The organism is Vibrio sp. 1402 (assembly GCF_033340275.1).
Genome location: NZ_JAWOWE010000025.1, coordinates 1 through 26,050, shown reverse-complemented (window position 1 = coordinate 26,050; position 26,050 = coordinate 1). Strand labels below are relative to the sequence as shown.

The window sequence follows — 26,050 nt, the reverse complement described above, 5'->3', positions numbered from 1 at the left end:
GTTCTTTTAGTTGTTGATTTCATAACACTCTCCAATTTTGGGGGTAGAAAGTGTCAACCTTATTTAGGACGGCACAATACAGATAAATAAAAAAGGACGCATTTGCGTCCTTTTTTATTTTAAATCATTTGGTTAGTACATCATTGGCAGTGTCATTAAACCCACAACCACTGCAATCATAACCAGCCCTTGTTTTTGAGAAGATGAAATCATAACACTACCCCTTAATCTTTGATGAACTCGATGAATTTAATATAGCACTGTTTTTGGGGTTTGATCAACATATGCTCGTTAATCTTTTCAAAAACCACACTTAACTTGTCTGGTTTTACGTGATTCTGACTAATGAAACTATGTTTTTTGTGCTGTATTTAAAGTGTTCACATTGTTTTATTTCTATCCTTTTTTGTTTTAAGTGTATGATTTTATAATGTTAAATGGTTTGTGATGTTGGCTTTGTAATTGTTTTTTGTTTCGAATGGTATGTTGGGTGTTTATTTTGTCTGTATTTCTCAAAAATTGAGAAAATTAAAAAATGTGCTATGAGGTTGCATCGTCAAATCGAAAGCATGGAGTGAGATTTTCTTACCTTATGAGAAAATATGGGCTTCAAAAGTGTTTAGTGATTTTATGGTTTATGAAGTCCGCACTTTTATCTGTTATTGAAATTATGGTTTTATTTATCATTGACTTACTTTTCTTGTCTGATGTTTTTTTTACTGAATTAAGGTCGGTTTTCTTAGTTTTTACCCCTAGTCATCAGTAGTTTTTCCTCTCTTAGGGCGCTACTAAGACTATTTTCTATTTTGTGTCTGTTATTTATTCTTGTTGCCTGCATTACATACATCCTGGTGGTTTAATCGTCAGTTTGTGAAGTGGCGGCTTACCTGGAGCACTTATCTGTTTTTCAGTTAAATAGTTTTAGAAAGCGTTGGTTATTGTGTCGTGTGATTTGATGGGTTCGGCTGATGAGCAAAGCTTGGCCCCAATGTTTAGTGGCATCATTCAGGCTCATCGGCTTTATTATTACGTAGGCTGAGGGTTACAAAATGTTTCGAATCGCTAGCGAGATCCAACTTTCGTAGATTGCGTCTTTACATCAAAACTGGTCTACCTAGACTAGCGGCGAGTTTAAGTAAAAGGTGTATACTGCATGTGGAGTTGGCTGGCGATAGGGCTATCAGGTGTGTATTCCGTGTTGGGAGCAAAGCAAGCTAACCCGACACAATCCCTCGTGTTTAAAATCTTTACTCTGCTACTTCTTCTTGTGTTGGTGTTAACTCAAGGTGCATCCGCAACATATACCTACTGGATTGCGGGTGGGCTTATTGTGTCTATGGTGGCAGATACGCTGCACTCGTTTAAAACTCGTAAGCTAATCTATTTTACGGCTTATCTGGTTGCCCAGGTATGCTACAGCAAGTCATTTTGGGTGCAGCTTAATGGTGAGATTGTCTGGTGGCTGTTGGCCCTGCTGCTTGCAGCGAGTATCGTAGCGTTCTTTTTGTTGCTACCTCAACTCGACTCTCTGGTATTCCCCGTTGTGATCATGGGGATGATGCTGGTTCAACTTGCTTGGGCTGCCGGTGAAGTTTGGTTACAAGTGCCGAGTTACGCCAATGCTATCGGCTTTAGCGGAACCTTAGTTCTGATCTATTCGGCGCTGGCATACGCGATACACGGTTATCGAAAACCGATGAAACACGCCTATTTGTGGGTGAGTGGCAGTTACTTTTTTGCTCATGCCCTCATTGTTGCCTCAATCATTTACTAATTTAAGTCAAAGCAGCTCTTGAGGATTTCAGTAAACTGAACGCATTGTTCTTAATAACTGGAGTCAATAATGAGTGAAATCCATGCTCACGAGCTGCTAAACCTACTTAGAGAAACGCCAATGGATCGCGAAGCCCTCACACAGCACTTTGGCGCTAGCGTTCGCTTTCACACCTGTAAACTGAATGATCTAGACTTAGATGCATTACTAGCATTTTTGCTCAAGCGCGACAAAATTCGTGAGCTTGAAGGTAAGTTTGTGGTCAATATGGCGCGAGTTTGCAATCACTAAACGGCGGCTAAGATCGAGGGTGAATATGGTGTTTTCGCCCTCAGTCATATACTCATGTTGTCAGTTTGCTATACACTGGCCGCCATTTTTTAGGTGAGGCCAGAATATGGACATTCTTTCTGCAGCGACCATGCTGTTTCTAATCATGGACCCTCTCGGTAACTTGCCGATTGTGTTGTCTATTCTCAAACATATCGATCCCAAGCGTCGTCGTAAGGTATTGATTCGTGAACTACTGTTTGCCTTACTGATCTTGATGCTATTTCTGTTTGCAGGACAAAGCATCTTAAGTTTTTTGCATGTCCAGCCAGAAACGCTCAGCATTTCTGGTGGCATTATTCTCTTCATTATTGCGATTAAGATGATTTTCCCGAGTGCTGGCAGCATCACTGGACTGGCAGCAGGCGAGGAGCCCTTTATTGTTCCGATGGCCATTCCTATGATCGCAGGCCCTTCAGTGATTGCAGCCTTGCTTTTACTGTCTTCGCAACATCCAGAGAAAATGTTGGAAATGTCAGCATCAGTCGTAATTGCGTGGGGCGCAACATTTTTTATACTGATGTTTTATGGCTTCTTTAATCGCTTGTTGGGTGAACGTGGCTTGAAGGCGGTAGAACGCTTAATGGGCTTGTTACTGGTGATGATCTCCACTCAAATGTTCTTGGATGGTGTAAAAAGTTACATTGGGTGACGAACGAAACGCAGAAAAAAAGCCGCTCACAAGAGCGGCTTTTTCGTATCTGAGCGATTACATCATGTGTTTACGACGAATATCGAGTAGGGCAAAAATACCAAAAATCAGGATTGAATATTTTTCCCAACTGCTCATTTTTATTTTGTCGCCAAATGCACCAATGAAGATGGCCATTTGTAAACCGTGCATGATGAACAAAAAAGCGGTCATGATGTATAGCGCAATCGCGGCATTGCCGGGAAAGGGCATAAAAATATTTAGGATTAATACTAACCAAACAAAGGCGATAGCCGCTTTGGCCAGCATAATTAGTGCTTTCATTTAAGTATCCTTTTAAATCGAGGCGTTATGCGGAGGTACGTTCGTACAGACGATAGCTCACTTGGCCTGCTGTTTTTTCTCGATGTAATTGCCAGTTTTCTGGTAAGTCGGCAATATTGAGTTCTTTTTCTGTTTCAATATAAATCATCGCATCTTCCGCGAGCCAGCCATTTTGTTCTAGCAGAGCCACGGTCTCATCCAATAGACCTTTGCGAAACGGTGGGTCAATAAACACCACATGGTGAGCAGAACCCGGTTGCTTCAAAAAACTCAGTGCGTCGGTATTTACCACTTGGATGTTGTTCGCGTTAAGAGAGGCAACATTCTTTTGTAACTGTTGGAAAGCTTGTGGGTTTAGCTCAACCATGGTCACTTGCTCTGCTTGGCGCGAAGCTGACTCAAATCCCAAGCCGCCAGAGCCAGCAAACAAGTCGAGACATTTTGCCTGTGGTACATCTTGAGCTAACCAGTTAAACAGCGTTTCTTTGACGCGATCGGTCGTGGGGCGTAAGCCTTCAGCATCGTGTACAGGAAGTTTTCTGCCTCTCCATAAGCCACTAATAATGCGAACAAAGCCCGTTGTTGGCTTTTTTTGTGATGAGTTTTGCTGGCGACGTCTTACCATAGATTTTTTGACCGCTAATAAAGTGATACTATATCTAATCGCCCAAGCAATGAGCTTGGAGCTTGGATACAGCCCAGAATATTCAAGATGACAGAGTGTAACACTAATAAGATTAGAATTACCTAATCGGAAAGTTTTCAGAACTTTGTCATTAGCCTTTTTTAGACAGATAATAATCTTGTCAAAAAAGAGTCATTAATAGATAAAAGAACAATCTAGGATAGCCCCAGATGACGGAAAAAAAGAAGCGCGGATTACTTTCGTGGCTAGGTTTTGGTGACGAAGAACAAAGCCCAAAACCAAAAACTGAAGAAACAGTAAAAGAAGAAGCAGTGGAAGCGCCTTCTGAAGAGCAGCAAACCGAAGCGGTTGCTGAGCAAGCGGAAGCAACGCCAGAACTTGAAGAAGAAGCGAAACAATCAGAGGCTGCCCCAGCAGAAGCAGAAGCAGAAGCAGAAGCAGAAGCAGAAGCAGAAGCAGAAGCAGAAGAGCCAGAAGTCGTATCGGCCGCGCCTCGTGTTCAAGAACAAGAAAAGCCAACAGAAAGCTTTTTTGCTCGTCTTAAACGCAGCCTAAGCCGAACAAAAGCAAATATTGGTGCTGGCTTCTTCGGTCTGTTCAGCGGTAAGAAAATCGATGAGGACTTATTTGAAGAGCTAGAAGAGCAACTGCTTATTGCTGATGTGGGCATGAATACCACAACAAAAATTATCAACAACCTGACAGAAAAAGCCACACGTGGCGATCTGAAAGACGGCGAAGCCCTTTATGGTTTGTTGAAAGAAGAAATGGCTGAGATTCTTTCTAAAGTCGAACAGCCACTAGAAATCGATAGCAACAAAACGCCTTACGTCATCTTGATGGTGGGTGTAAATGGCGTGGGTAAAACCACGACCATCGGTAAGCTAGCGAAGCAGTTCCAAACTCAAGGCAAAAAAGTGATGCTTGCAGCGGGCGATACTTTCCGTGCCGCAGCGGTTGAGCAGTTACAAGTGTGGGGTGAACGTAATAATGTTCCTGTGATTGCTCAACATACTGGCGCAGACAGTGCCTCTGTTATCTATGATGCGATTGAAGCGGCAAAAGCACGTGGTGTGGATGTGGTGATTGCTGATACAGCAGGTCGTCTACAGAACAAAGCGAACCTAATGGAAGAGCTGCGTAAGATTGTACGTGTGATGAAGAAAATTGATGACTCTGCACCACATGAGATCATGCTAACGCTTGATGCAGGTACAGGACAAAATGCCATTAGCCAAGCGAAACTTTTCAGTGATGTTGCCCCTCTAACCGGGATTACTTTGACTAAGCTGGATGGTACAGCCAAGGGCGGCGTAATTTTCGCTATCGCTGATCAGTTCGGTATTCCAATTCGTTACATTGGTGTGGGTGAAGGTATCGAAGACTTGCGTCCATTTGAAACTCAAGAGTTTATTGACGCACTGTTTAGTCGTGAAGAATAAAAAGAGTTAGAGGAAATCAACGGTGATCAAATTTCAGCAAGTAAGCAAAGCTTACCGAGGTGGTCGACAAGCACTGCAAAAAGTCGATTTTCACCTGAGGCGCGGTGAAATGGCGTTTTTAGGCGGACATTCCGGGGCTGGTAAAAGTACCTTGCTGAAATTGATCTGCGCGATAGAGCGACCAACCGATGGCAAAATCCATTTTAATGGTCACGACATCACGCGTATTCCAAGCAAAGACATCCCTTTTTTGCGCCGCAATATTGGGATTGTTTTTCAAGATCATCGCCTATTGATGGATCGCAGTGTGTACGACAATGTCGCTCTGCCAATGCGTATCGAATCGATTTCTGAAAACGAAATCAAACGCCGTGTTTCTGCGGCGTTAGATAAAACGGGCTTACTCGATAAAGCTCGTTGTCTACCTAGTCAACTTTCTGGTGGTGAGCAACAGCGCGTCGGTATTGCCCGTGCTGTGGTTAATCGACCAACGTTGCTGGTGGCTGATGAGCCTACGGGTAACCTTGACCCAGAATTATCCAACCGTGTGTTGCGTCTATTCGAAGAATTTAACCGTGCGGGCGTGACTATCCTACTTGCCACGCACGATGTGGGGTTAGTAAACACTCGCCCACAGTATCGTCATTTTGAATTGAACCAAGGCTTCCTAAGTGAGGTAGAAGACTATGGCAGGTAACAAGCACTCCCAAAAGAAGGGGAAAGGCCGTAGTGCCAAGCGTGCGAATACCGATGGTTTTTTCTCTGTCCACGCAAAACAAGCTAAATCCTCTTTTAGCGCCTTATGGCAACGACCACTAGGCAACATTCTGACCCTAGCGGTCATCTCCATGGCACTTGCCATGCCAGCTTGTTTGTATCTATTGGGGAAAAACGTTGCGGGGGCAGCGGAAGATGTCGCTTCTCCTTCACAAGTTAGTGCTTACTTAGTTGAAGGCATGCCGGATGCGCGAGTGATGGTTCTCAAAGATCAAATTGAAACTTGGCCTTTGGTAAAAGAGGTAGAATATATTTCACCGCAACAAGGTCTATCTGATTTAAGCCAATATGCAGGGTTCGACCAAGCTATCAGTCTTTTAAGTGGCTATGCGCTACCTGGTGTGTTGGTGATTACGCCAGATTCGGAGCTAAAAAGTGATATTCAGTCATTAGCCAAAGACGTTCGAGAGCAACAAGATGTGACCGACGTGAGACTTGACGAAGACTGGCTGGCGCGTCTTGATGCCATCAAAACTCTCGCGAGTATTATTGTCATTACCCTGACAGTACTGATGCTCGGTGCGGTATTTTTAATCGTTGGCAATACATTGCGATTTAATGTGCTGGCGAATAAAGAAGAGATTCAAACCATGAAACTGATCGGTGCGACGGACAGTTTTATTCTGCGCCCTTACTTGTACACAGGCATGTGGTTTGGCGTGTTAGGTGCCACTATTGCGTGGTTGGTAACGGCTTTAGTGACCATTGTCATGAATAGTGCGGTGGAAGACCTTGCTGCGTTGTACGATAGCCAGTTCCGCCTGATTGGTCTAAGTTGGGATGAATCTTTGTTATTAATCATCATTGGGAGTCTTTTGGGATGTATTGCGGCGCGTTTTTCTGCGCAACGACATTTAAAAGAAATTGAACCAGTTTAAGTGATGGCGGTCTTATTACTTGGATTTCATTAGCACTAGCTAATTTTGAACCCTTGCTTAGACCAAATGTTTATGGATAATTGCTTCCCCTTCTTGAAACTTGTTCATTTTGAGTTCAAGATATCGAAGCTAAATTGCAATGTAATGCTCCAGATCAGAGATTGATGAGGAATTGAATGACAAAAGAAGCGTATCCGATGGCTCTAGTCACGCAAGATAGCCTTGATAGCTATATTCGCTCAGTAAACAGCTACCCAATGCTGACTGCAGACGAAGAGCGTGAGCTGGCAGAACGATTACACTATAAAGGTGAGATTGAGGCTGCAAAAGGTCTAATTCTTTCGCACCTACGATTCGTTGTTCACGTTGCTCGTGGTTACTCTGGCTACGGTTTGCCGATGGCGGATCTTGTGCAAGAGGGTAACATCGGTCTAATGAAAGCCGTTAAGCGTTTTAACCCAGAAGTAGGGGTTCGCTTGGTTTCTTTTGCTGTCCACTGGATCAAAGCAGAGATCCACGAATACGTGCTACGTAACTGGCGTATCGTGAAAATTGCGACCACTAAAGCGCAACGTAAATTGTTCTTCAACCTGCGTAAGTCGAAAAAGCGCTTGGGTTGGTTTAACAACGGTGAAGTGGAAACCGTTGCGCGCGAGTTAGGTGTTGAGCCTTCTGAAGTTCGCGAGATGGAATCACGCTTAGCGGCGGTGGATTCAACCTTTGATATGCCAACTGATGAAGACGACAGTTCAAACGCTTACACAGCGCCGATGCTATACCTAGAAGACAAATCGTCTGATGTGGCCGACAACATTGAAGCCGCCAACTGGGAAATGCATACCAACAATCGCTTGGGTCATGCATTAGCGAGTTTGGATGAGCGTAGTCAGCGCATCGTGCGTTCTCGTTGGTTAGATGATGAGAAAGCAACATTGCAAGACTTAGCTGATGAGTTCGGTGTTTCTGCCGAGCGTATTCGCCAGCTAGAAAAAAATGCAATGAAGAAACTAAAATTGGCTGTGGGTGAATTTTAATTTCCACTGCTAATTGAAAGTAAGATTTTCATAGAAAGCCGAGATCATGTGATCTCGGCTTTTTTATTGTCGATCGAAAATCGATAGCGTTTGCGATCCGGATTTTATGTGCTACCTGTGTATAACTCTGTGAAGTAATTATTTATCAACTGTTCGAAACCCGGACAAAATAAGGGATTCAAGCACTTTTCCATCTGGGGATAGTTATAGATATACACACAGTTAGATCAGGATCATCACTACATATTGTGGATCAAAAGATCCAAATACACTTTATCAACGCAATTCACAGCTTTATCCACAAATGGTTGGAATGTGTACACTTTTGAAAACCCTGATTATCCATGTGTCTAAGTTTGCCGTTGGATAGGTTACAATAGCGGCAGCATACCCAAGCAGCTTCAAATATGGATTTTATGCTGTACCACGGGTGCTGATTAGTACGTTAGGTTCGAGGTTGCTTGGGTATATTAATAAGACAATGAGAAAGTAAATGGATCAGTTTAAGCATATCGATGTACAAGGTGCGCAAGCGCTGCTCGAGCAGGGTGATGCGAAGCTTGTAGATATCCGTGACCCTCAATCGTTTGCCGTTGCGCATGCGGAGTCCGCGTATCACTTAACTAACGATACGATCGTTGCGTTTATGGATGAAGTGGAGTTCGAACAACCTATTCTAGTGATGTGTTACCACGGTATTAGTAGCCAAGGTGCGGCGCAATATTTGGTTAACCAAGGCTTTGAACAGGTGTACAGTGTAGATGGTGGCTTTGAAGCCTGGCATCGAGCAGAACTACCGATAGTGAGAAGTTAATGAAGAGATTGGTAACGTTAAATAATCCACGTATGGCGCAAGCCTTTATTGATTATATGGCCTCTCGCCAAATTGACATCGAAATGATGCCAGAAGGGGATGGGCAATTTGCGCTGTGGCTGACTGATAGCCAGCATGAAATAGAAGCGGAAGCCGAACTTAAGCAGTTCCTTGCTAACCCGTCTGATTCAAAATACAGCGCCGCCTCGTGGGACGTTGCCGATACTCGTAAGAGCACATTTCATTATTCCAGCCCGAGTATCATAAGCATGGTCAAAGCGAAAGCTGGCCCCATGACTTTGCTGATCATGACAGTCTGTATCATCATCTACTTGTTACAAATGTTTGGCTTTGGCAATGGCGTGTTTAAGTTGTTGCACTTCCCGGCTTTTGAGGGGCAACAATGGCAAGTGTGGCGATGGCTAAGTCATGCGTTACTGCACTTTTCAGTAACTCACATCGTGTTTAACTTACTATGGTGGTGGCAGTTGGGTGGCGACATCGAACGTCGTCTCGGTTCCGGTAAGCTATTGCAACTCTTTGTGGTGTCGGCAGCGCTTTCAGGGGCAGGCCAGTTCTATGTTGAAGGGGCTAACTTCGGCGGCTTGTCTGGCGTGGTCTATGCACTGCTTGGTTATTTGTGGATATTGGGTTACCGCTTGCCACATTTAGGCCTTACGCTACCCAAGCCAATTATCGTCTTTATGTTGGTATGGTTAGTTCTTGGTTTTGTGCAGCCATTTATGGCGATTGCAAACACCGCTCACTTAGTTGGGCTACTGTCGGGGATGGCGATTGCGCTGTTTGATTCAGGCAAGATGAAATACCAACAGCAAGCCTAAAGCAGATGAAATGAAAAGACCGCTTAAGAGCGGTCTTTTTTTATGTTCAAAACGGATTTGGGTTTATTGATAAAGGTATTTTGTAAACAACAAATCGGCAATGATGGTTTTACCTGTTTCAGGCAAAAGCGTTTCGTTGAGGGTCGTCACTAAGGTTTTGCGCAGATCTTCTCGGCCAGACAGGGACTTAATCGTATCTTCTGTTTGCTTACCCAGTAATTCAATCACTGCATCGCGAATCAAAGGTTGGTGATGCTCAACAACTGATAAATCTTGTTGACTCATTACCATGATGTCGATGCGCACTTGCACATAACCTAACTTTTTGCCTTTGGTATAAAAGTTAGTAGTGAGGTCAGGCTCTAGGGTAAAGTATGCCAACTTAGGTCCAGCTTCTTCCGTTTCAGCCCAACTTGGTGCGGCGAATAGTATGGTTAACGCAAAAATAATTTGGGCTATATAACGTTTGTACATATTTCTAACTTTTCTTTCTCTGGATCGCGATATTCGAATCGCTTCAGTCTTGATACAATGGGCCGTCTATAACAAATAACGGAACTTACGGTTACATACATTACTATGGACGGTAAGTTGTTGCTTTATTGTACGCATAAAGCCTCCAATTGAATACTAGTATGAATCAGCCAACATCACTCTATCTTGCTTCTTTATTGGAAGTAGAGTGGCAAAACCCCGAAGAATTCGAATTTCCAAATGAATTTGCCAAGCACTGGCTTGAAGAGCAAGGGTCTTTGTCACGTCGTTTAAAACAGCACTGCCAAGCGTTAACGGTAGAATTGCTACAAAATCAGATCGTCACTGCAGCGACATTAAAACAGGACGAAAGCCAGTTATTGTCCGAACAAGATTGCTTACTGAGAGAGGTAATTTTGTGCGGTGACAATAATAACTGGGTTATTGGGCGGACATTGATTCCTCGTTCAACCTTAGTTGATCAGCAGTATGATTTGGCTCAACAAGGGGATATCCCATTAGGACTAACTGTGTTTAGCGCAGATAACGTTGAGCGGGACTCTTTGCAAATGGGATGGGTAGCCGTACCAGAAGGACGTTTGTTAGCACGACGCTCAAGGTTGTGGATGAATCACAAACCGATGCTAGTCGCCGAGTTATTCTTATCTAATTCACCAGTTTACGCTAAGGAGACAGTGTAAATGTCCGCAGAAAAAGCCAAAGCATATTGGCAACTGATGCGCATGGATCGCCCGATTGGTTCACTGTTACTGATGTGGCCAACGATTTGGGCGCTAATTATCTCAGCCCAAGGGATGCCAAGTTGGGATGTATTCATCGTGTTTGTATTGGGTGTTTTCCTAATGCGTAGTGCGGGGTGCGTGATTAATGATTTTGCAGATCGCAAAGTCGACGGCCATGTAAAGCGTACTAAGCAACGTCCACTGCCATCAGGGAAAGTGACAGCAAAAGAAGCGATTGGATTATTTTTGGTTTTGGGTATCAGCTCGTTTTTGTTAGTGCTGACCATGAACCCGCTGACGATTCAGCTATCCTTCGCTGGCATTGTGTTGGCGTTCATCTATCCATTTATGAAGCGTTACACTCATATTCCACAGCTATTTTTAGGCTTGGCTTTTAGCTGGGCGATTCCAATGGCGTGGGCTGCACAAACTGGGGAATTACCATTGATTGTTTGGTTTTTGTTCCTCATTAACGCTTTGTGGACCATTGCGTACGACACTCAATATGCGATGGTAGACCGAGATGATGATCTAAAGATTGGCATTAAATCGACGGCAATTCTGTTTGGTCGTCATGACAAGCTTATTATTGGTGTGTTGCAACTGATTACACTCGCGATGTTGGTTTGGTTAGGACAGTTCTACCAATTGGGACAAAGTTACTACTGGACCCTTTTGATTGCAGCGTCGTTGTTTGTTTATCAGCAGCACTTAATTCGTCACCGTGAGCGTGAGTTGTGCTTTAAGGCTTTCCTTAACAACAATTATGTTGGCATGGTGATAGCGATAGGGTTACTGGTCGCATTTTGGTAAGCGAAGAAATAGAAAAAGGCATCCGATTGGATGCCTTTTTCTTATTGAAAGAAGATAAAACGGTTACGACCGAAGTTGGTGAATACTCTCTTCGATCGTCAGTTTCACTTCTGGATAAAGCAGAGTGAACAGTAGTCGTGCAAATTGCTGCGTTTTCTTCGTGTCACAGTTACCATCGTTATCGAGGTATTTTTGCTGTTTGAGCGTATTGAACATCGCGGTAAACACACCTTTATCGAAGAATTCTGGCGCATTAATACCGTGCAAACGCCCTAGGCGCTGAGCAATATCTTGGCTCTTCTGCTCTAGGTCCGATTTACCGAGTTCAGGGTAAGCAACAAGCAAGTTCATCGCGATAGAGTAGCGTTGCAGCGTTTCAGTTATCGTGCGACCTAACAGAACCAAAGGCTGGTTGTTCGACTGATTGATCTCTAGCTTATCACCATCCAGACTAATCATTTTCTGATCGGCAAATTCATGCAGTGTTTTAACGACCAATTCATCTAACTCGTCTTCTTGGTAACTTAAGAACAGCTCTTTCTTCAAGAATGGGTAGACTTGCGCGACATTCGCTTGAATCTTGGCTACCGAAAGGTTGCGCTGACGAATGAGCATTTGGGCAATTAATGACGGCAGAGCGAACAAGTGAATGATGTTGTTGCGATAGTAAGTCATCAGGATCGATTGGCTACGGTCCAGCGAAATGATGTCACCCATGCTATCGGTTTCAATCACGAACTTATCAAGCGAAATTGCATGATCGACCAACTCCTCAGCACTTTCGGTAGGGATAGTGGAGGTGCTTGAGTACGGATTATTTTTGAGTAGCTTTAAGTAACACTCGATCTGGTTGATCAGCGAGTCACGAGAAAGTGCACGTTGACGAGAAGCAAGCAGTGCGGTTGCACACAAGGTCAACGCGTTTGCCGCCGCCGCATCATTGATGTGCGTCATCATCTTATTAGCGAGGTCGTTCACCACAGGATTCATCCATTGTGGTTTGTTACCACCCATGCTGTCGATGTCTTTCGTCCACTCAGGAGCATGCTCGTTCAAGTATTGGTTGAGCTGAATTGGCTCACCGAAGTTCACATAGCCCAAACCAAAGTTACGCAGTTTACGCAGAGTACGCAGTACAAGCCCTGCGTTTTCTTTCTCTTTGCGTTTGCCACGCAGCTCTTTCGCGTAAGTGCCTACTTCCATTACGTGCTCGTAACCGATGTAGACCGGCACTAGTGTTACTGGGCGGTTTAGACCACGTAGCATTGCTTGGATGGTCATAGCCAGCATACCCGTTTTCGCTTGCAGTAAGCGACCTGTACGTGAACGACCACCCTCACTGAAGTACTCGACTGAATAGCCTTTGGCAAACAGCTCAGCTAGATACTCACGGAAAATGGTTGAGTACAGTTTGTTGCCTTTAAAACTACGACGAATAAAGAACGCCCCACCACGACGGAAAAGCGGACCGGCCGGGAAGAAGTTCAAGTTAATGCCTGCCGCAATGTGCGGAGGCACCATGCCTTCATGGTATAAAACATAAGACAACAGCAGGTAGTCCATGTGACTACGGTGACACGGAACGTACACAATTTCGTGGCCGTCTTGCGCTAAACGACGCACAGTCGAGGCGTTATTGATGTGCAAACCTTGGTATAGTTTTGTCCATAACCAACTCAGGATGCGGTCGCCGTTTTTCACTAGACTGTAGGAGAAGTCGGCGGCGATTTCATCCATGATGTCGTGGGCTTCTTTACGTGCCTTATCAATCGAGATGTTTTTGATCTTGGCTTCGTCAGCAATCGCCAGTTCAATAGCTGGAGATTTTAGTAAACGAGCAAACAACACTTGGCGTTGTGGCAGGTTTGGGCCTGAAGCAGCCAGTTTCTGGCGTGAGAAGTGGATACGCGCCACGCGAGCCAGTTTGTGCGCAATTGCGCTGTCGGTACCGTGAGAGTCTGCCATATAACGCAGAGATACCACGGGACTAAAGCGAACTAAGCAGTCGCGTCCCGCCGCCATTACTGCTTTGGCTTTTTGCGGACCATTCATCGGTTGAAGGTAAGGCTTTTGGTTCTCTTCTTTACCTGGCTTACGACCCCAAAGCACGGTTGCAGGGATCATTTGAACATCCAACTCACTATCCAGCTTGTGCAGTTCCAGTAAGTCAGTGAACAGAGAAACAGAATCGGTTGGGACATCATTATCGTTGTTCATCACAGTTGGACGCGCAGCGATAAAGACGAAACGGTTCAGCGTTTTGCCATTGATTTCCAGCGGGCTGAGCGGGTCGGGTAGACCAAGGCTCATGGCTTGTTTTTGCAGTGTCAGCAAATCCACGTTCGAGCGGAACGGCAGGGCATATACAATCGGTTTAGTTAGGTCGATGTTCAGATCTTCAATCGGGTTCGACGGGATTGTGGTGCCCTTTACCAGTACCGATAAAGGTAGTTTTAGTAATGAACGTGAAAATGATTGTCCAGAAGACATAAAGTTCACAGCCTCAATAGGTATTCAAACAGGCCTAACCTTATTTCAGTTTCCGCTTTGCATGTCTTCTCTATAAAAAGAGATGAGTACGGCAATAGAAATAAGCCTAGGCGATAAAATTTAAGCGCTGCAAGGATACCAGAAACTGGTCAAACCTTTTAATTTTATTGGCTGTAAATTAGTCGAACCCCTAAGTTATTGCTTTGACTTGATTAACTGAAAAGTCGGTGTTTTAAACGAATAAAGAATGAACTTAATCGGTAAGCTGAAAGCTCTCCACAAATAAATTAAAAAACAACCAATTGGGTTTTCATTTGAGCATTTACTGGATATACTCACAGTTAACTGTATAAAAAGACAGGTGAGACATGAAGCCGTTAACGCCACGCCAACAACAAGTCTTCGATTTGATTAAAAGTAAAATCGATGACATCGGAATGCCACCAACTCGTGCAGAGATTGCGCGTGAGCTTGGCTTCCGCTCTGCGAATGCCGCAGAGGAACACCTAAAAGCGCTTGCTCGTAAGCAAGCAATTGAAATTATTCCAGGCGCTTCTCGTGGGATTCGTATCCTGCTTGAAGACGCAGCCAATGATGAGCAGGGTTTGCCTTTGATTGGTCAAGTCGCAGCGGGTGAGCCAATCTTGGCTCAAGAGCACGTAGAGGCGCACTACCAAGTCGATCCTGCGATGTTCAAACCGCAAGCGGATTTCTTACTTCGTGTAAATGGCGAGAGTATGAAAGACATCGGGATTATGGATGGCGATTTGCTCGCGGTGCATAAAACCCAAGACGTGAGAGACGGTCAAGTTGTCGTTGCGCGTGTTGATGATGATGTGACTGTGAAGCGTTTGGAGCGCAAAGGCTCAACCATATTACTGCATGCTGAGAATGAAGAGTTTGCCCCAATCCAAGTGGACTTAACGTCTCAGCACCTTACGATTGAAGGCTTAGCCGTTGGTATTATTCGTAATACCGATTGGATGTAAGTGTATTTAAGCAGCCCAGTTGATCTGGGCTGTTTTGTCTTTTCTCTTCTTTTCTCTTTTTCTACTTCCTCCAAAAGCTTGCTCATCATCTTGACCTTGTTTGTTTTGGCCAATTTATAAGCTTGATAATGTAATTGATATTCATTATCATCTTTATTAATGTCTATGTTTTCTCTCTGGCGCAGGAAATGCCCATGTCTCAGTCTAAACATCAAGTTCCTAACCATCTATTGAAGCCACTGTTATTGCGTAGCCGTGAAAGCATGGTCGACAATGGCTTGGTGTACGATCCGATAGCTGCTAAAGCGTGTTTGAGCTGTAAGATGGCGCCGGATTGTTTAAGTGGTGATATTGCGCAGAAGCAATTGCTGCACGTGACGCTGACTCAGCTTTGTGACCAGCAGGTTAGTCACTTCTTACAGCAGTATCCCGATGCTTGGATAATCAATGTCGGAGCGGGGCTGGATACCCGCTTTTATCGTTTGGATAATGGACGCTGCCATTGGATAGAGCTGGATGTGACGGAAAATTTGGTATGGCGTCAGCGCTTGTTCCACAAAAATGAACGCTATGAACATCGCTGTGGCAGTGTGGATGAAATGTCGTGGCTAGAGACGTTAGCCATTCCAGAGCAAGCACCGGTGCTCATTTTATGTGAAATGGCACTGCTCGATTGCACAGAGCGTCAAGTCGCGAAATTTATTCAAACCTTGGGTCGACATTTTGTTTCTGCTGAACTGTGTATGGTGCTGGCAGGAGATTTAACGGAAACCAAGTGGGGACAAAAGCTTGGCTCTGATCGTTATGCTCATGGCTTTGAAGCGCCTGCAGCACCGATATTGCAATGGTTACCATGGGCACAATGGGTGAAAGCTTTCTCGCCATTCGATAGATTCTGTTCTCGTTGGAAAGCTTGGCAGCGTTGGCTTAATAAGATTCCAATGTTGAAGCATCGCCTCACGCCAGTCCTCGTTCACATCAAGTGGTAATTGGCTAGTCGTTAAGCGCTCAGGTACACTCGTCGATCTTACTGATGAGGTGCCTGTGACAAATTCAATCTTCTCTCCTTTATCTAACCCAAAAGTTCATCGCCAAGTCTTAGCTTTAGCTATACCTATGGTGCTGTCGAATATTACTGTTCCATTGCTCGGTTTGGTCGATGCTGCGGTGATTGGTCATCTAGACCACGCTTGGTATTTGGGTGGTGTTGCGTTGGGCAGCACCATGATCAGCGTGACGTTTTGGCTGCTTGGTTTTTTGCGTATGTCGACTACTGGGTTGGCGGCGCAGTCCTATGGCGGTGAAGACCGAAAGCAACTTGCCTTGGTGTTTATGCAAGGCTCACTTATGGCGCTGCTGTTTGCGTTAGTCTTCCTTATTGCCCATAACCCGATTGCTGATTTGATCTTTGGCTGGAGTGACGCCAGCGCAGAGGTAAAACACTACGGCATGCAATATTTCTCTATCCGTGTGTGGAGTGCCCCCGCTGCGCTAATGAACTTTGTGTTGTTGGGGTGGCTGCTCGGAACGCAAAATTCCAAAGCACCAATGTGGATGGTGATCATCACCAACGTGACTAATATTGCCCTCGATTTGTTGTTTGTGATTGATTTGGGGTGGAAAGTAGAAGGCGCTGCGCTGGCATCGGTGATTGCTGACTACTCTGGCATGGGTTTTGGTCTCATGTGTGTCTGGAAAACCTGGCGAGAGAGGCAATTACCATCACCTCAAAAGTTGCTAGCCAGCACTCAACACGGTTTAGGGCGATTCGTGAAATTGAATCGCGATATTTTCTTACGCTCTTTGTGTCTGCAAGCGGCTTTTAGCTTTATGACGTTCCAAGGCGCGAGCTTTGGTGATGAGGTTGTCGCTGCAAATGCGGTTCTGATGAGCTTCCTGATGATTATCTCGTATGGCATGGATGGCTTTGCTTACGCAATGGAGGCCATGGTCGGGAAGGCGATTGGTGCCAAAGATAGGCAACAATTGAGTGAATCGCTTGTCGGCACTTTCTTTTGGAGTTTGGTTATTTGTTTAGGACTGACCGCGCTCTTTGGTTTGGCGGGATCGCAGTTGATCGCCATGATCACTTCAATTGAGGCGGTACAACAGCAAGCAGCGGTATATCTACCTTGGCTGGTGGTGATGCCACTTGCGTCGATGTGGTGCTTTCTATTGGATGGCATTTTTGTCGGTGCAACCAAAGGCAAAGACATGCGCAATAGTATGTTTGTCGCGACCAGCAGTTTCTTCGTTGTCTTTTACTTATTCGCCGAGTGGGAAAATCACGCGCTGTGGTTTGCAATGACGAGCTTTATGTTGATGCGGGGTATTGGTTTAGGGGTTATCTTTCTCTACCAATGGCACAAGGATACCTTCCTAACACAATGTTGATATAAAAACAGCAGGTCCAAGCCTGCTGTTTTTCTGTCTGCTATCAAGAAGCATAGATTAGAACAAGCGGTTCAAACCATTCAACGCAGCGACACGATACGCTTCGGCCATTGTTGGATAGTTGAAGGTGGTATTGACGAAATACTCGATGGTATTCGCTGAGCCTTTTTGCTCCATAATGGCTTGACCGATGTGGATAATTTCCGCAGCACGTTCGCCAAAGCAGTGAATCCCTAAAATTTCTTTGGTTTCACGATGGAACAATATCTTCAAGCTGCCGATGTCTTTCCCTGCGATCTGTGCACGAGCTAGATGCTTGAACGAAGAGCGTCCTACTTCATACGGTACTTTCGCAGCTGTTAGCTCTTGCTCGGTTTTACCCACAGAGCTAATCTCTGGGATGGTGTAGATACCCGTTGGAATATCATCAATCAGGTAGTTTTCTGCCTGACCTTTCGTAATGGCTTGTGCGACAAATCGCCCTTGGTCATAAGCGGCGCTTGCAAGGCTAGGGTAACCGATGACATCGCCTACAGCGTAAATGTGTTCGATATCGGTTTGGTAGTTACGGTTTACTTTTAGTTGTCCGCGAGAGTCCGCTTCCAGACCCACTGCACCCAAATTCAACTTATCGGTGTTACCTGTTCGACCATTCGCATACAACAAGCAGTCTGCCTTCATCTTCTTGCCAGATTGTAGGTGAATAATCACGCCATCTTCTGTGCCTTCGATTTTTTCATAGGTCTCATCATTACGAATTACTACACCGCTGTTCCAGAAGTGGTAAGACAGCGCATCTGACACTTCGTTATCCAAAAACTCCAACAAGCGGTCGCGGGTATTGATAAGGTCGGTTTTCACTCCAAGGCCGCGGAAGATAGAAGCGTATTCACAACCGATAACGCCCGCACCGTAAATGATGATATGGCGAGGGTCGTGTTTCAGGCTCAAAATGGAATCACTGTCGTAGATGCGCTCATGCAAGAAATCTACGTCGTTAGGCTGATACGGACGAGAACCCGTCGCGATGACAAACTTATCTGCAGAATAGATTTCTTCTGTACCGTCGCTTTGCATCACTGCAATTGAGTAGTTATCGATAAATCGCGCGGTTCCGAACAAAAGTGTGCATGAGTTACGGTCATAAAAGCCCTGACGAAGTCGAGTTTGCTTATCAATGACCGATTTAGCATGACCTAAAATGTCAGAAAATGTTGCATGAACGCTGGTGTTGTTTCGACAAAATAGCGGGTTGCTATTAAATTCGATGATGCGGCTAACGGCATGACGCAGTGCTTTTGATGGAATGGTACCCCAGTGAGTACAACCGCCGCCGACACTGCTTTCTTTCTCGACAATGGCAACATTCAGTCCCGCTTTGGTTAATCCCATTGCAGCCCCTTCTCCGCCAGGGCCACTACCGATTACGATCACGTCATAGTGATTAACATGCGCCATGATGCCTTCCTTGTTATATTTGCTTAACATTGCTTTAGCGCGATTTTAACTCATTTACTCTATTGGTACACGTCATGCCTGTTAGAGAGTGGAAGTGATCACGCAGAATCGACCAAAAGGGTGATTTGGTATGTTGTATGTCTATAAATTGCATCGAGAACATTGCAATTAGATGCATGCCAATAGTAACGTTCTCGGCGCTCAGAGCGAGCGAAGCAACATATCTTTCTCCGTAGGAGCAAATTGCGTTATATTGAGGCTCTTGTACCCTACAGAAAAAGAGCAAGTTAAGAATGAAATCGATGGGAATCCGCGCACAGCAAAAAGAGAAGACACGTCGATCATTGATCGATGCGGCATTTAGTCAATTAAGTGCGGATCGCAGCTTTTCCAGCCTTAGCTTGCGAGAAGTCGCCCGAGAGGCAGGGATTGCACCGACTTCTTTTTACCGTCACTTCAAAGATATGGATGAGCTAGGCTTAACCATGGTTGATGAAGGCGGTTTGCTACTACGTCAACTGATGCGTCAGGCGCGTCAACGTATTGTGAAAGAAGGTAGCGTAATTCGTACCTCGGTCGAAACCTTTATGGAATTCATTGAAAGTAGTCCGAACGTTTTTCGTTTGTTGTTGCGTGAGCGCTCCGGCACTTCTGCTGAATTTCGTACCGCTGTTGCTCGAGAAATCCAGCATTTTGCGGCAGAATTAACCGAGTATTTAATGAGCACCGGCGTGACCAGAGAAGAGGCGTATACTCAAGCAGAAGCGTCTGTGACTTTGGTTTTCAGTTCGGGAGCTGAAGCTTTAGATTTAGATCGACGTGAGCGCGATGAACTCGCCGAGCGATTGATCATGCAATTGCGAATGATAGCCAAAGGGGCCTATTGGTATCGCAAAGAACGTGAACGTAACCGATTAAAAGGCGGGATAGAATAATGTCGAATGGAAATAAATCTGAAAAGAAAACGCTGATTTTGGCACTGGTTGCAGGTATGTGTGGTGATGCTTTGTTGTCATGGTTGACCATGAGTGAAGTGTCTTTTTCAATCTTCCCATTGATTGCACTCGTACTGGCTGTACAAGCTCTTTACCAAGAGTACCTAAATAATCCGGTATCAGAAGATATCCCATTAGTTGGCTTGGCGTGTTTCTTCGTAGGTGCGTTTGGTCACTCTGCGTTTATTAAAGCGCAATACCCAGAAGCAGGCTCAAACTTCTTTGCGATCATGGTTTCAATGATCTTACTCGCATGGATTGGTAAGAAGCTAGGTTTTGTCAGCAAGAAGACTTCTGCGGAATAAGCAAAACGAATCAAATTAAAAAGCGAGCCATTGAGCTCGCTTTTTGTATTTGACGCCGTGGGTTACACTTTGCGTTCCAATAGCACTCCCGCTTCCATGTGGTGGGTATAAGGGAATTGGTCAAACAGAGCAAAACGCGTCACGTTGTGTGTTTCGCATAGAATGTCCAAGTTCTCTTTTAGAGTCTCAGGGTTACAAGAGATGTACATGATGCGCTCGTAACCTTGCACCATCTTACAAGTATCGACATCCATCCCAGCACGTGGTGGGTCGACAAAAATCGTGTTGCAGTTGTAGCTCTCCAGATCTACACCTGCATCTTGTAGACGACGGAATTCACGCTTACCTTCGATCGCTTGAGTAAATTCCTCTGCTGATAGACGTAAGATTTGTACGTTATCAATCTTATTGGCGGCGATGTTGTACTGTGCAGATACCACAGATGGCTTCGCTAGCTCAGTTGCCAGTACGCGGTCGAAATTCTGTGCCAACGCCAGCGAGAAGTTACCGTTACCACAGTAAAGCTCTAGTAGGTCGCCAGTGCTTTCTTGGGTACAGTCGACCGCCCATTCCAGCATCTTCTCTGCGACTTTGCCGTTCGGCTGAGTGAAGCTGTTCTCCACTTGTTGGTAGATGTAGCTTTGACCATTTACATCGAGCTTCTCGATCACGTAGTCGCGGTCTAGGACAATCTTCATCTTACGAGCGCGACCAATGATGTTTAGGTTAAAGCCTTCATCATTTAAACGCTGTTTAAGGGCTTTCGCGTTTTCAATCCACTCTTCATCAAGTTGGCGATGGTAAAGGAGTGAAACCAGAATCTCACCACTTAGCGTCGATAGGAAATCCACTTGGAACAGTTTACGACGTAGTGAGTCGTTGTCTTTCATCGCTTCAACCAATAGCGGCATCAGGTCGTTGATCAGACGGCTTGCTGCAGGGAATTGGTCAACACGGTACTTCTCACGAGTTTCTTGGTTGAACATGATGTAGTAAAGATCTTCGCCTTCATGCCAAACACGGAACTCAGCACGCATGCGGTAGTGCTGCTCTGGTGATTCAAACACTTCCAGTTCTGGCATGTTGTATGGCGCGAACATATCCGTGAGACGTTCGACTTTTTCAGCCAGTTGTTCTTGGTAGCGTTGTGGGTTTACATCAAGAGTAGCCATGATCTTACCTTTTATGGTGCATTCAATTTAAGAGCGCAGATTTTATTCAATCTCAATAGGATGTCCAGTTTTGTACTGGAATTGATTTAAAGATAGTGCGTACAGGCAGAGTAGAAAGCAAAATCAATCAAAACGTTACAACTTCTAAGGGCAATATTGGCTGGACAAATAATCAATAGCTGAATAATATTTGCCTCAAGTTGGTGCTATCTAGCAATCTAGATGGCTGAAATGGGAATCTGGTGTGAATCCAGAACTGACGCGCAGCGGTAAAAGAGAACGAACGCTCATCAGACACTGCATTAGTTTATGTGGGAAGTCGAGCAAGTAGGCGGTACACCCGTGCTCTTGAGTCCGAATACCTGCCAACAACTGAGCCACAGCACTGGACTGTCATGATGACAGGGCTCGGAAGGAATTACGCGATTTAGGACAATACAATGAGAAAATCCGCACTGGCGATCACTTTGGCATCGCTGCTTTCACCTGTCTCTTATCTACAGGCCCAAGAAACCTCCACTGACGAAACCATCGTTGTTACGGCAAACCGTTTTGAGCAAGCCGAAAGCCGTACGTTGGCAGATGTCGAAGTAGTTACTCGACAAGACATCGATCGCATTCAAGCGAAAACCCTACCAGATGTATTGCGTCGCCTTACCGGAATTCAAGTTTCACAAAATGGTGGTCGTGGTCAGTTAGCGTCTTTATTTGTTCGTGGAACCAGTTCCGACCAAGTTTTAGTACTGGTTGATGGCGTACGTTTTGCACGAGCAGCGAAGGGCGCTGTGGACTTTAACCAAATCCCACTTACTTACGTTCAACGTATTGAGTACGTGCGTGGTGCGCGTGCGTCACTTTATGGCTCAGAAGCGATTGGTGGCGTGATCAATATCATCACCATTGCGCGTGCTGACGAAGAAGGAACGAAGTTAAGTGCGGGTTTAGGCAGCTTAGATTACCAGGAATTGAGTGTGGCATCTGGTATAAAAGTCACAGAGAGCGGCCAGCTAAATATCGCGCTTGGTAGTGAAAGTGATGATGGTTATAACGTTCGTCCTGTACCGGGAGTTAATGACGGCGATCGCCATGGCTTTGATACAAAGAATGGTCTGCTAGGTTACGTGCATAACTTCAATGACCAGTGGTCTGCATTTGGTAACCTACGTGCTTACGAAAATGTTTATCAATATGACAGCAGCTACGGCAGTCGCGGTTACTACGAAGCAGAAAAAGACGATCTTTCTGTCACTCTGGGCGGTAAGTATCAGTCTGATAATGTGATGTCAGAACTACAAGTAACAGCACAGAAACAGAAGTCTTGGAACTATGAGCAAGCAAAAGGCAAACACTCAGGTACTGAAGATGAACTTGAGCAGCAAAATGTCCAGTGGACCAACAGTTACTTGCTAAACAACAATACGACGTTGGCTGGTGGTATTGATTGGCGCAACGAGTCTTATAAAGACAAGAGTGCGAATAAAACGTTTGATCGGACCAATGGCGCTCTGTTTGGTATGGCAACCACCAGTATTGATAAAGCAATGCTCGAGGGCAGTGCTCGCCTTGATGATAACGAAGAATACGGTAGTGAGTTCACTTACAGTTTAGCGGCTGGTTACCAGTTTGTACCAGAGTTTGGGGTTAAAGCCTCTTTTGGTACTGCGTTTAAGGCTCCAAACCTATATCAACAGTATGACCCAACATACGGTGAGAAAGATCTGAAGCCGGAAGAGTCAGATGCTTGGGAGCTAGCATTTAGCGGTGATGTCCAAGGCGTTTTTTGGTCCGTCACGGGTTATGACTATAAAATCACGAATCTTATCGATTACCATCCAACCACGTACAAATATTTGAATGTCGATGGTGAAACACATATCCAAGGTGTGGAGCTTGTTGCTGAGTTTGATACAGGGATTGTGCAGCACCAGTTGAGTGCAGATTACAAAGATGCTGAAGACGATAAAGGGCATCAGTTGCAGCGCCGCGCTAAAGAAATGTATAAGTGGAATGCTTTAGTGAGCTTCGATAAAGTGGATTGGTCGGTTAGCTATCAGTACGTCGGTAAGCGTCCAGATGTGGATTACAGCACTTGGCCTTCACAAGATATTACACTTTCTTCTTACTCGTTGGTTGATACGGCGGTGACTTACTATCCGAATGAGTCGACCTCTATTAGCGCTCGTATCGATAATCTACTTGATGAAGAGTATGAGATGGCAAAAGGTTACCCTGCTGCAGAGCGAGCGTACTATCTCAACGTTGGCTACGAATTCTAATCGTGAATGAGCACAAACCGCCTTCGGGCGGTTTTTAATATTTTGTGGTGGAAAATCGAATGAAGAAACCCAAGCGAGTGGTGATCAGTTGGTCCAGCGGTAAAGATTCGACATTAACGCTTGAGCGCCTTAACGAGAATCCAAATTATCAAGTTGTCGGTTTGTACACGACTTACGTAGGAAAAGAAGTCCCTTTTCAAGCAACTCCGCTTGAGGTTGTACAAATGCAAGCAGACTTGCTTGCGCTTCCGCTCATTACTATCGAACTGCCTGAAGTCTTTCCGAGTAACGAAATTTATCAATCAACCATCGTTAATGCATTACAAAGTAGTGGTCTGAACATAGAAGCTGTCGCATTTGGTGATATGTTTTGCAATGGCATTGCCGATTACCGACGCAGCTATATTGAACCTGTTGGCTGGGAATGCGTCTTTCCTCTATTAGGGGAGAGCAGCGAAAAACTAGCGATGGAAATCATAGAGCGTGGTATTCAAACGATGTTAATCACCATCGACGGAAGAGTTCTCCCTCCAGAGTGGTGTGGTAGCTGGTATGACAAAGCCCTAATAGAGTCATTACCAAGTCAAATTGATCCCTGTGGGGAAAATGGTGAATTTCACACATTGGTTACGTCTTCGCCATCTTTTCAAGGACATATCGAGTTGACGAAGCGAGATGTAGAATCTGGAGATAGATTCAGCCATCAAAGATACCATGCTAAAGCATTGCCAAAACAAATCTACGCAGTATGATCGCAACGTTTCTGTTCTTTAGGTAAGACTCGTGCGAGTAGCAAGTAAGAAAAAAGTCCTAGTTTTTGACTCTGGTGTTGGTGGTCTTTCTGTATTCCAAGAGATACATCGCCTATTGCCCCAGTTAGACTACTTATACTTATTCGATAATCAGGCTTACCCTTATGGTGAACTCGATCAGGCTGTACTCATTTCACGAGTTAACCAACTGGTCTCTTCATTAGTCGAAGAACACCAAGTCGACGTTGTTGTCATTGCTTGCAACACGGCGAGCACCATAGTGCTTCCTTCCTTACGCGAAAATTTATCGATTCCCGTTGTTGGTGTTGTCCCTGCGATTAAACCCGCATCGCTTTTAGCATCAAAAGGGGTAGGGCTGATCGCCACTCCGGCGACAGTAACACGCCAATATACTCACGAGTTAATACGGGACTTTGCGCAAGGCAAACCAGTTGAGCTGGTGGGATCAACTCGCTTGGTAGATATGGCCGAAGAGAAGTTGCGAGGCAACAGCGTTTCTCTCGACGAACTGACAAATATCCTGCTTCCCCTTCGCGATAAAGTCGATGTTGCGGTGCTCGGTTGTACTCACTTCCCTTTAATCAAAGAGGAGATTCATCAAGCTTTGGGTGGGGACGTTACTTTAATTGATTCAGGCGCAGCGATTGCACGTCGAGTAAAAGCATTGCTATTAAGTGATGAAATTGAGGATACAGAAGAGGGAAGTAAGTCGATTTATGCCAGTGCAACTCCTTGGCAGGAAGATGCACTGAACATTTGTTTAAAGAAGCTAGGTTTTAATCCTGTTCAGGTTTACCACCATCCGGATGTTTAGGATCGTTCGCAATTCTCACTTTTAGCGTTCTCTCCATATATTCCTTTTCATTAAGTTTAGCGATAGCTGGCTTGGCATCTGCCGCAGCCATCACTACAAAACCAAACCCTCTTCTTTTTCCAGTACGCTTATCTTTCATTAAGCGTACCGCATAGACCTGTCCATATTCAGCAAACAAATCGCGAACATGACTCTCATTGGCCTTATAAGGAAGGTTGCCGACATACAGCGTTTTAGTTGAAGGATCAGGCTCCGAAGATTGAAGAACAGGTGTTTTGCTAGAAAATGAAAAAAGAAAAGCAGTAGCGATAACACCAATGAGGAAGCTCAAGGCTGGTGGGATGATGAATTGAGAGAAAATGATTCCCCCAACGATGGCCAGCCCAACACATAAAATCAGATTTTTTTTAGACGTCATTTTAATTACTACACATAGTGATAAAGAGATCGATTGTCCATTAACAGAATAGACACATGAATCTTACGTATATGGTTGGTGTTTTTCCAACCAATTGCTGTGATATGTCTCAAATGTGACGAAGAAATATGCAAATATCGCACTTTTGGCTAATTTGTGACCGGTTGGTTTTTTATTTGCAAAAAACGCTTGTGCTAATTTCTCAACCCCCTATACTGCGCATCCACCGACACGGAGTGAGACGAAAGTCACACAGCGAGTCGGGAAGAGAGAAAAAAAAATTTGAAAAAAATGCTTGACTCTCTCACGGTGTGAAGTAAGATACGCACCCCTAACGACGAGCAATTAAGTTGCTGAAAATGTTAGAAAAGCTCTTTAAAAATAAGAACCTATCAATCTGTGTGGGCACTCGTTGATGATAAT

General features: G+C 44.8%; 26 protein-coding genes and 1 riboswitch. Of the genes, 19 read left to right on the top strand and 7 right to left on the bottom strand.

Annotation, left to right across the window (positions count from 1 at the left end; translation table 11 throughout):
- The first annotated feature begins 1,153 nt into the window (after nucleotides 1–1,153).
- From R7044_RS23205 to R7044_RS23195, 3 genes are all read left to right on the top strand, one after another.
- On the top strand, nucleotides 1,154–1,774 hold the full coding sequence (locus R7044_RS23205) for a lysoplasmalogenase (RefSeq protein WP_005389670.1): 621 nt from the start codon (nucleotides 1,154–1,156) through the stop codon (nucleotides 1,772–1,774).
- 69 nt (nucleotides 1,775–1,843) lie between these two features.
- Nucleotides 1,844–2,065, top strand: a complete 222-nt coding sequence (locus tag R7044_RS23200) for a YecH family metal-binding protein (RefSeq protein WP_005378711.1) — start codon at nucleotides 1,844–1,846, stop codon at nucleotides 2,063–2,065.
- A gap of 106 nt (nucleotides 2,066–2,171) precedes the next feature.
- Entirely contained in the window at nucleotides 2,172–2,756 is a 585-nt protein-coding gene (locus R7044_RS23195) for a YhgN family NAAT transporter (protein ID WP_005389671.1), read from the top strand.
- A 57-nt stretch (nucleotides 2,757–2,813) separates the two neighbouring features.
- On the opposite strand, the gene R7044_RS23190 is transcribed toward R7044_RS23195, so the two are convergent.
- Complete coding sequence (locus tag R7044_RS23190) at nucleotides 2,814–3,080, bottom strand: DUF1145 domain-containing protein (protein WP_005378704.1); 267 nt, start codon at nucleotides 3,078–3,080, stop codon at nucleotides 2,814–2,816.
- Nucleotides 3,081–3,105: 25 nt separating this feature from the next.
- Entirely contained in the window at nucleotides 3,106–3,705 is a 600-nt protein-coding gene (rsmD, locus tag R7044_RS23185; protein WP_005378702.1) for a 16S rRNA (guanine(966)-N(2))-methyltransferase RsmD, read from the bottom strand.
- 230 nt (nucleotides 3,706–3,935) lie between these two features.
- On the opposite strand from rsmD, the gene ftsY reads away from it, so the two are divergent.
- The 6 genes from ftsY (at nucleotide 3,936) to glpG (ending at nucleotide 9,513) form a co-directional block, all read left to right on the top strand.
- Complete coding sequence (gene ftsY, locus R7044_RS23180) at nucleotides 3,936–5,168, top strand: signal recognition particle-docking protein FtsY (protein WP_104979838.1); 1,233 nt, start codon at nucleotides 3,936–3,938, stop codon at nucleotides 5,166–5,168.
- Between the two features lie 22 nt (nucleotides 5,169–5,190).
- Complete coding sequence (gene ftsE / locus R7044_RS23175; protein ID WP_005393800.1) at nucleotides 5,191–5,865, top strand: cell division ATP-binding protein FtsE; 675 nt, start codon at nucleotides 5,191–5,193, stop codon at nucleotides 5,863–5,865.
- Nucleotides 5,855–6,823 (top strand): permease-like cell division protein FtsX, encoded by a 969-nt coding sequence (gene ftsX, locus R7044_RS23170; protein ID WP_005378695.1) that lies wholly within the window; start codon nucleotides 5,855–5,857, stop codon nucleotides 6,821–6,823. Before ftsE ends, ftsX begins: the two co-directional genes overlap by 11 nt.
- A gap of 176 nt (nucleotides 6,824–6,999) precedes the next feature.
- The gene (rpoH, locus tag R7044_RS23165; RefSeq protein ID WP_005378693.1) at nucleotides 7,000–7,857 is read left to right on the top strand and encodes an RNA polymerase sigma factor RpoH; all 858 of its coding nucleotides are present in this window, start codon (nucleotides 7,000–7,002) and stop codon (nucleotides 7,855–7,857) included.
- A gap of 493 nt (nucleotides 7,858–8,350) precedes the next feature.
- Nucleotides 8,351–8,671, top strand: a complete 321-nt coding sequence (gene glpE, locus R7044_RS23160; RefSeq protein ID WP_005378691.1) for a thiosulfate sulfurtransferase GlpE — start codon at nucleotides 8,351–8,353, stop codon at nucleotides 8,669–8,671.
- Nucleotides 8,671–9,513 carry a rhomboid family intramembrane serine protease GlpG gene (gene glpG / locus R7044_RS23155; protein ID WP_017821294.1) on the top strand — a complete coding sequence of 281 codons (843 nt, stop codon included), beginning with the start codon at nucleotides 8,671–8,673 and terminating at the stop codon, nucleotides 9,511–9,513. Before glpE ends, glpG begins: the two co-directional genes overlap by 1 nt.
- 63 nt (nucleotides 9,514–9,576) lie before the next feature.
- On the opposite strand, the gene R7044_RS23150 is transcribed toward glpG, so the two are convergent.
- The gene (locus R7044_RS23150) at nucleotides 9,577–9,987 is read right to left on the bottom strand and encodes a flagellar basal body-associated protein FliL (protein WP_005378687.1); all 411 of its coding nucleotides are present in this window, start codon (nucleotides 9,985–9,987) and stop codon (nucleotides 9,577–9,579) included.
- Between the two features lie 161 nt (nucleotides 9,988–10,148).
- Between R7044_RS23150 and R7044_RS23145 the strand changes: the two genes are divergently transcribed.
- Nucleotides 10,149–10,688 carry a chorismate lyase gene (locus R7044_RS23145; protein ID WP_005378686.1) on the top strand — a complete coding sequence of 180 codons (540 nt, stop codon included), beginning with the start codon at nucleotides 10,149–10,151 and terminating at the stop codon, nucleotides 10,686–10,688.
- Nucleotides 10,689–11,543 (top strand): 4-hydroxybenzoate octaprenyltransferase, encoded by an 855-nt coding sequence (gene ubiA / locus R7044_RS23140; RefSeq protein WP_005378684.1) that lies wholly within the window; start codon nucleotides 10,689–10,691, stop codon nucleotides 11,541–11,543. It abuts the gene before it with no gap.
- A gap of 63 nt (nucleotides 11,544–11,606) precedes the next feature.
- Here the strand turns inward: ubiA and plsB are convergent, their stop codons facing one another.
- Nucleotides 11,607–14,033 carry a glycerol-3-phosphate 1-O-acyltransferase PlsB gene (gene plsB / locus R7044_RS23135; RefSeq protein ID WP_053304470.1) on the bottom strand — a complete coding sequence of 809 codons (2,427 nt, stop codon included), beginning with the start codon at nucleotides 14,031–14,033 and terminating at the stop codon, nucleotides 11,607–11,609.
- A 368-nt stretch (nucleotides 14,034–14,401) separates the two neighbouring features.
- Here plsB and lexA point away from each other — a divergent pair, with 368 nt between their 5' ends.
- The 3 genes from lexA (at nucleotide 14,402) to dinF (ending at nucleotide 17,416) form a co-directional block, all read left to right on the top strand.
- Nucleotides 14,402–15,022, top strand: coding sequence for a transcriptional repressor LexA (gene lexA, locus R7044_RS23130; protein ID WP_225455827.1), 621 nt, complete (start codon nucleotides 14,402–14,404; stop codon nucleotides 15,020–15,022).
- A 194-nt stretch (nucleotides 15,023–15,216) separates the two neighbouring features.
- The gene (locus R7044_RS23125) at nucleotides 15,217–16,011 is read left to right on the top strand and encodes a class I SAM-dependent methyltransferase (RefSeq protein WP_053304469.1); all 795 of its coding nucleotides are present in this window, start codon (nucleotides 15,217–15,219) and stop codon (nucleotides 16,009–16,011) included.
- Nucleotides 16,012–16,066: 55 nt separating this feature from the next.
- Complete coding sequence (gene dinF / locus R7044_RS23120; protein ID WP_225455826.1) at nucleotides 16,067–17,416, top strand: MATE family efflux transporter DinF; 1,350 nt, start codon at nucleotides 16,067–16,069, stop codon at nucleotides 17,414–17,416.
- A gap of 57 nt (nucleotides 17,417–17,473) precedes the next feature.
- Here dinF and sthA read toward each other — a convergent pair whose 3' ends face one another.
- A complete protein-coding gene (sthA, locus tag R7044_RS23115) occupies nucleotides 17,474–18,904 on the bottom strand; it encodes a Si-specific NAD(P)(+) transhydrogenase (protein ID WP_005389689.1) in 1,431 nt (476 codons plus the stop codon).
- 263 nt (nucleotides 18,905–19,167) lie between these two features.
- Between sthA and fabR the strand changes: the two genes are divergently transcribed.
- Together fabR and R7044_RS23105 are read left to right on the top strand one after the other, a co-directional pair.
- Nucleotides 19,168–19,809, top strand: coding sequence for an HTH-type transcriptional repressor FabR (gene fabR, locus R7044_RS23110; RefSeq protein WP_005378632.1), 642 nt, complete (start codon nucleotides 19,168–19,170; stop codon nucleotides 19,807–19,809).
- A complete protein-coding gene (locus R7044_RS23105; RefSeq protein ID WP_005378634.1) occupies nucleotides 19,809–20,174 on the top strand; it encodes a YijD family membrane protein in 366 nt (121 codons plus the stop codon). The genes fabR and R7044_RS23105 overlap by 1 nt, the downstream gene beginning before the upstream one ends.
- Before the next feature lie 62 nt (nucleotides 20,175–20,236).
- Here the strand turns inward: R7044_RS23105 and trmA are convergent, their stop codons facing one another.
- Nucleotides 20,237–21,346 (bottom strand): tRNA (uridine(54)-C5)-methyltransferase TrmA, encoded by a 1,110-nt coding sequence (trmA, locus tag R7044_RS23100; protein ID WP_206971034.1) that lies wholly within the window; start codon nucleotides 21,344–21,346, stop codon nucleotides 20,237–20,239.
- Nucleotides 21,347–21,530: 184 nt separating this feature from the next.
- Nucleotides 21,531–21,731: riboswitch (cobalamin riboswitch) on the top strand.
- 55 nt (nucleotides 21,732–21,786) lie between these two features.
- On the opposite strand from trmA, the gene btuB reads away from it, so the two are divergent.
- From btuB to murI, 3 genes are read left to right on the top strand one after another with little or no spacing between them, the layout of a single operon-like run.
- On the top strand, nucleotides 21,787–23,622 hold the full coding sequence (gene btuB, locus R7044_RS23095) for a TonB-dependent vitamin B12 receptor (protein ID WP_005389692.1): 1,836 nt from the start codon (nucleotides 21,787–21,789) through the stop codon (nucleotides 23,620–23,622).
- Nucleotides 23,623–23,681: 59 nt separating this feature from the next.
- Nucleotides 23,682–24,374, top strand: coding sequence for an ATPase (locus tag R7044_RS23090; protein ID WP_065274947.1), 693 nt, complete (start codon nucleotides 23,682–23,684; stop codon nucleotides 24,372–24,374).
- A 31-nt stretch (nucleotides 24,375–24,405) separates the two neighbouring features.
- Nucleotides 24,406–25,209 carry a glutamate racemase gene (gene murI, locus R7044_RS23085; protein ID WP_053809005.1) on the top strand — a complete coding sequence of 268 codons (804 nt, stop codon included), beginning with the start codon at nucleotides 24,406–24,408 and terminating at the stop codon, nucleotides 25,207–25,209.
- Here murI and R7044_RS23080 read toward each other — a convergent pair.
- Nucleotides 25,172–25,627 (bottom strand): RNA-binding protein, encoded by a 456-nt coding sequence (locus tag R7044_RS23080; RefSeq protein WP_017821270.1) that lies wholly within the window; start codon nucleotides 25,625–25,627, stop codon nucleotides 25,172–25,174. The genes murI and R7044_RS23080 overlap by 38 nt on opposite strands.
- Nucleotides 25,628–26,050 lie beyond the last annotated feature (423 nt).

Excerpts from the sequence above, each read along its gene's own strand:
- glpG (WP_017821294.1), top strand. The coding sequence starts at position 8,671 with ATGAAGAGATTGGTAACGTTAAATAATCCACGTATGGCGCAAGCCTTT.
- R7044_RS23105 (WP_005378634.1), top strand. The coding sequence starts at position 19,809 with ATGTCGAATGGAAATAAATCTGAAAAGAAAACGCTGATTTTGGCACTG.
- R7044_RS23150 (WP_005378687.1), bottom strand. The coding sequence starts at position 9,987 with ATGTACAAACGTTATATAGCCCAAATTATTTTTGCGTTAACCATACTA.
- btuB (WP_005389692.1), top strand. The coding sequence starts at position 21,787 with ATGAGAAAATCCGCACTGGCGATCACTTTGGCATCGCTGCTTTCACCT.
- plsB (WP_053304470.1), bottom strand. The coding sequence starts at position 14,033 with ATGTCTTCTGGACAATCATTTTCACGTTCATTACTAAAACTACCTTTA.
- R7044_RS23090 (WP_065274947.1), top strand. The coding sequence starts at position 23,682 with ATGAAGAAACCCAAGCGAGTGGTGATCAGTTGGTCCAGCGGTAAAGAT.
- lexA (WP_225455827.1), top strand. The coding sequence starts at position 14,402 with ATGAAGCCGTTAACGCCACGCCAACAACAAGTCTTCGATTTGATTAAA.
- sthA (WP_005389689.1), bottom strand. The coding sequence starts at position 18,904 with ATGTTAAGCAAATATAACAAGGAAGGCATCATGGCGCATGTTAATCAC.
- R7044_RS23195 (WP_005389671.1), top strand. The coding sequence starts at position 2,172 with ATGGACATTCTTTCTGCAGCGACCATGCTGTTTCTAATCATGGACCCT.
- rpoH (WP_005378693.1), top strand. The coding sequence starts at position 7,000 with ATGACAAAAGAAGCGTATCCGATGGCTCTAGTCACGCAAGATAGCCTT.
- R7044_RS23205 (WP_005389670.1), top strand. The coding sequence starts at position 1,154 with ATGTGGAGTTGGCTGGCGATAGGGCTATCAGGTGTGTATTCCGTGTTG.
- R7044_RS23080 (WP_017821270.1), bottom strand. The coding sequence starts at position 25,627 with ATGACGTCTAAAAAAAATCTGATTTTATGTGTTGGGCTGGCCATCGTT.
- rsmD (WP_005378702.1), bottom strand. The coding sequence starts at position 3,705 with ATGGTAAGACGTCGCCAGCAAAACTCATCACAAAAAAAGCCAACAACG.
- ftsX (WP_005378695.1), top strand. The coding sequence starts at position 5,855 with ATGGCAGGTAACAAGCACTCCCAAAAGAAGGGGAAAGGCCGTAGTGCC.
- trmA (WP_206971034.1), bottom strand. The coding sequence starts at position 21,346 with ATGGCTACTCTTGATGTAAACCCACAACGCTACCAAGAACAACTGGCT.
- R7044_RS23200 (WP_005378711.1), top strand. The coding sequence starts at position 1,844 with ATGAGTGAAATCCATGCTCACGAGCTGCTAAACCTACTTAGAGAAACG.
- R7044_RS23190 (WP_005378704.1), bottom strand. The coding sequence starts at position 3,080 with ATGAAAGCACTAATTATGCTGGCCAAAGCGGCTATCGCCTTTGTTTGG.
- glpE (WP_005378691.1), top strand. The coding sequence starts at position 8,351 with ATGGATCAGTTTAAGCATATCGATGTACAAGGTGCGCAAGCGCTGCTC.
- R7044_RS23145 (WP_005378686.1), top strand. The coding sequence starts at position 10,149 with ATGAATCAGCCAACATCACTCTATCTTGCTTCTTTATTGGAAGTAGAG.
- ftsY (WP_104979838.1), top strand. The coding sequence starts at position 3,936 with ATGACGGAAAAAAAGAAGCGCGGATTACTTTCGTGGCTAGGTTTTGGT.
- fabR (WP_005378632.1), top strand. The coding sequence starts at position 19,168 with ATGAAATCGATGGGAATCCGCGCACAGCAAAAAGAGAAGACACGTCGA.
- ubiA (WP_005378684.1), top strand. The coding sequence starts at position 10,689 with ATGTCCGCAGAAAAAGCCAAAGCATATTGGCAACTGATGCGCATGGAT.
- R7044_RS23125 (WP_053304469.1), top strand. The coding sequence starts at position 15,217 with ATGTCTCAGTCTAAACATCAAGTTCCTAACCATCTATTGAAGCCACTG.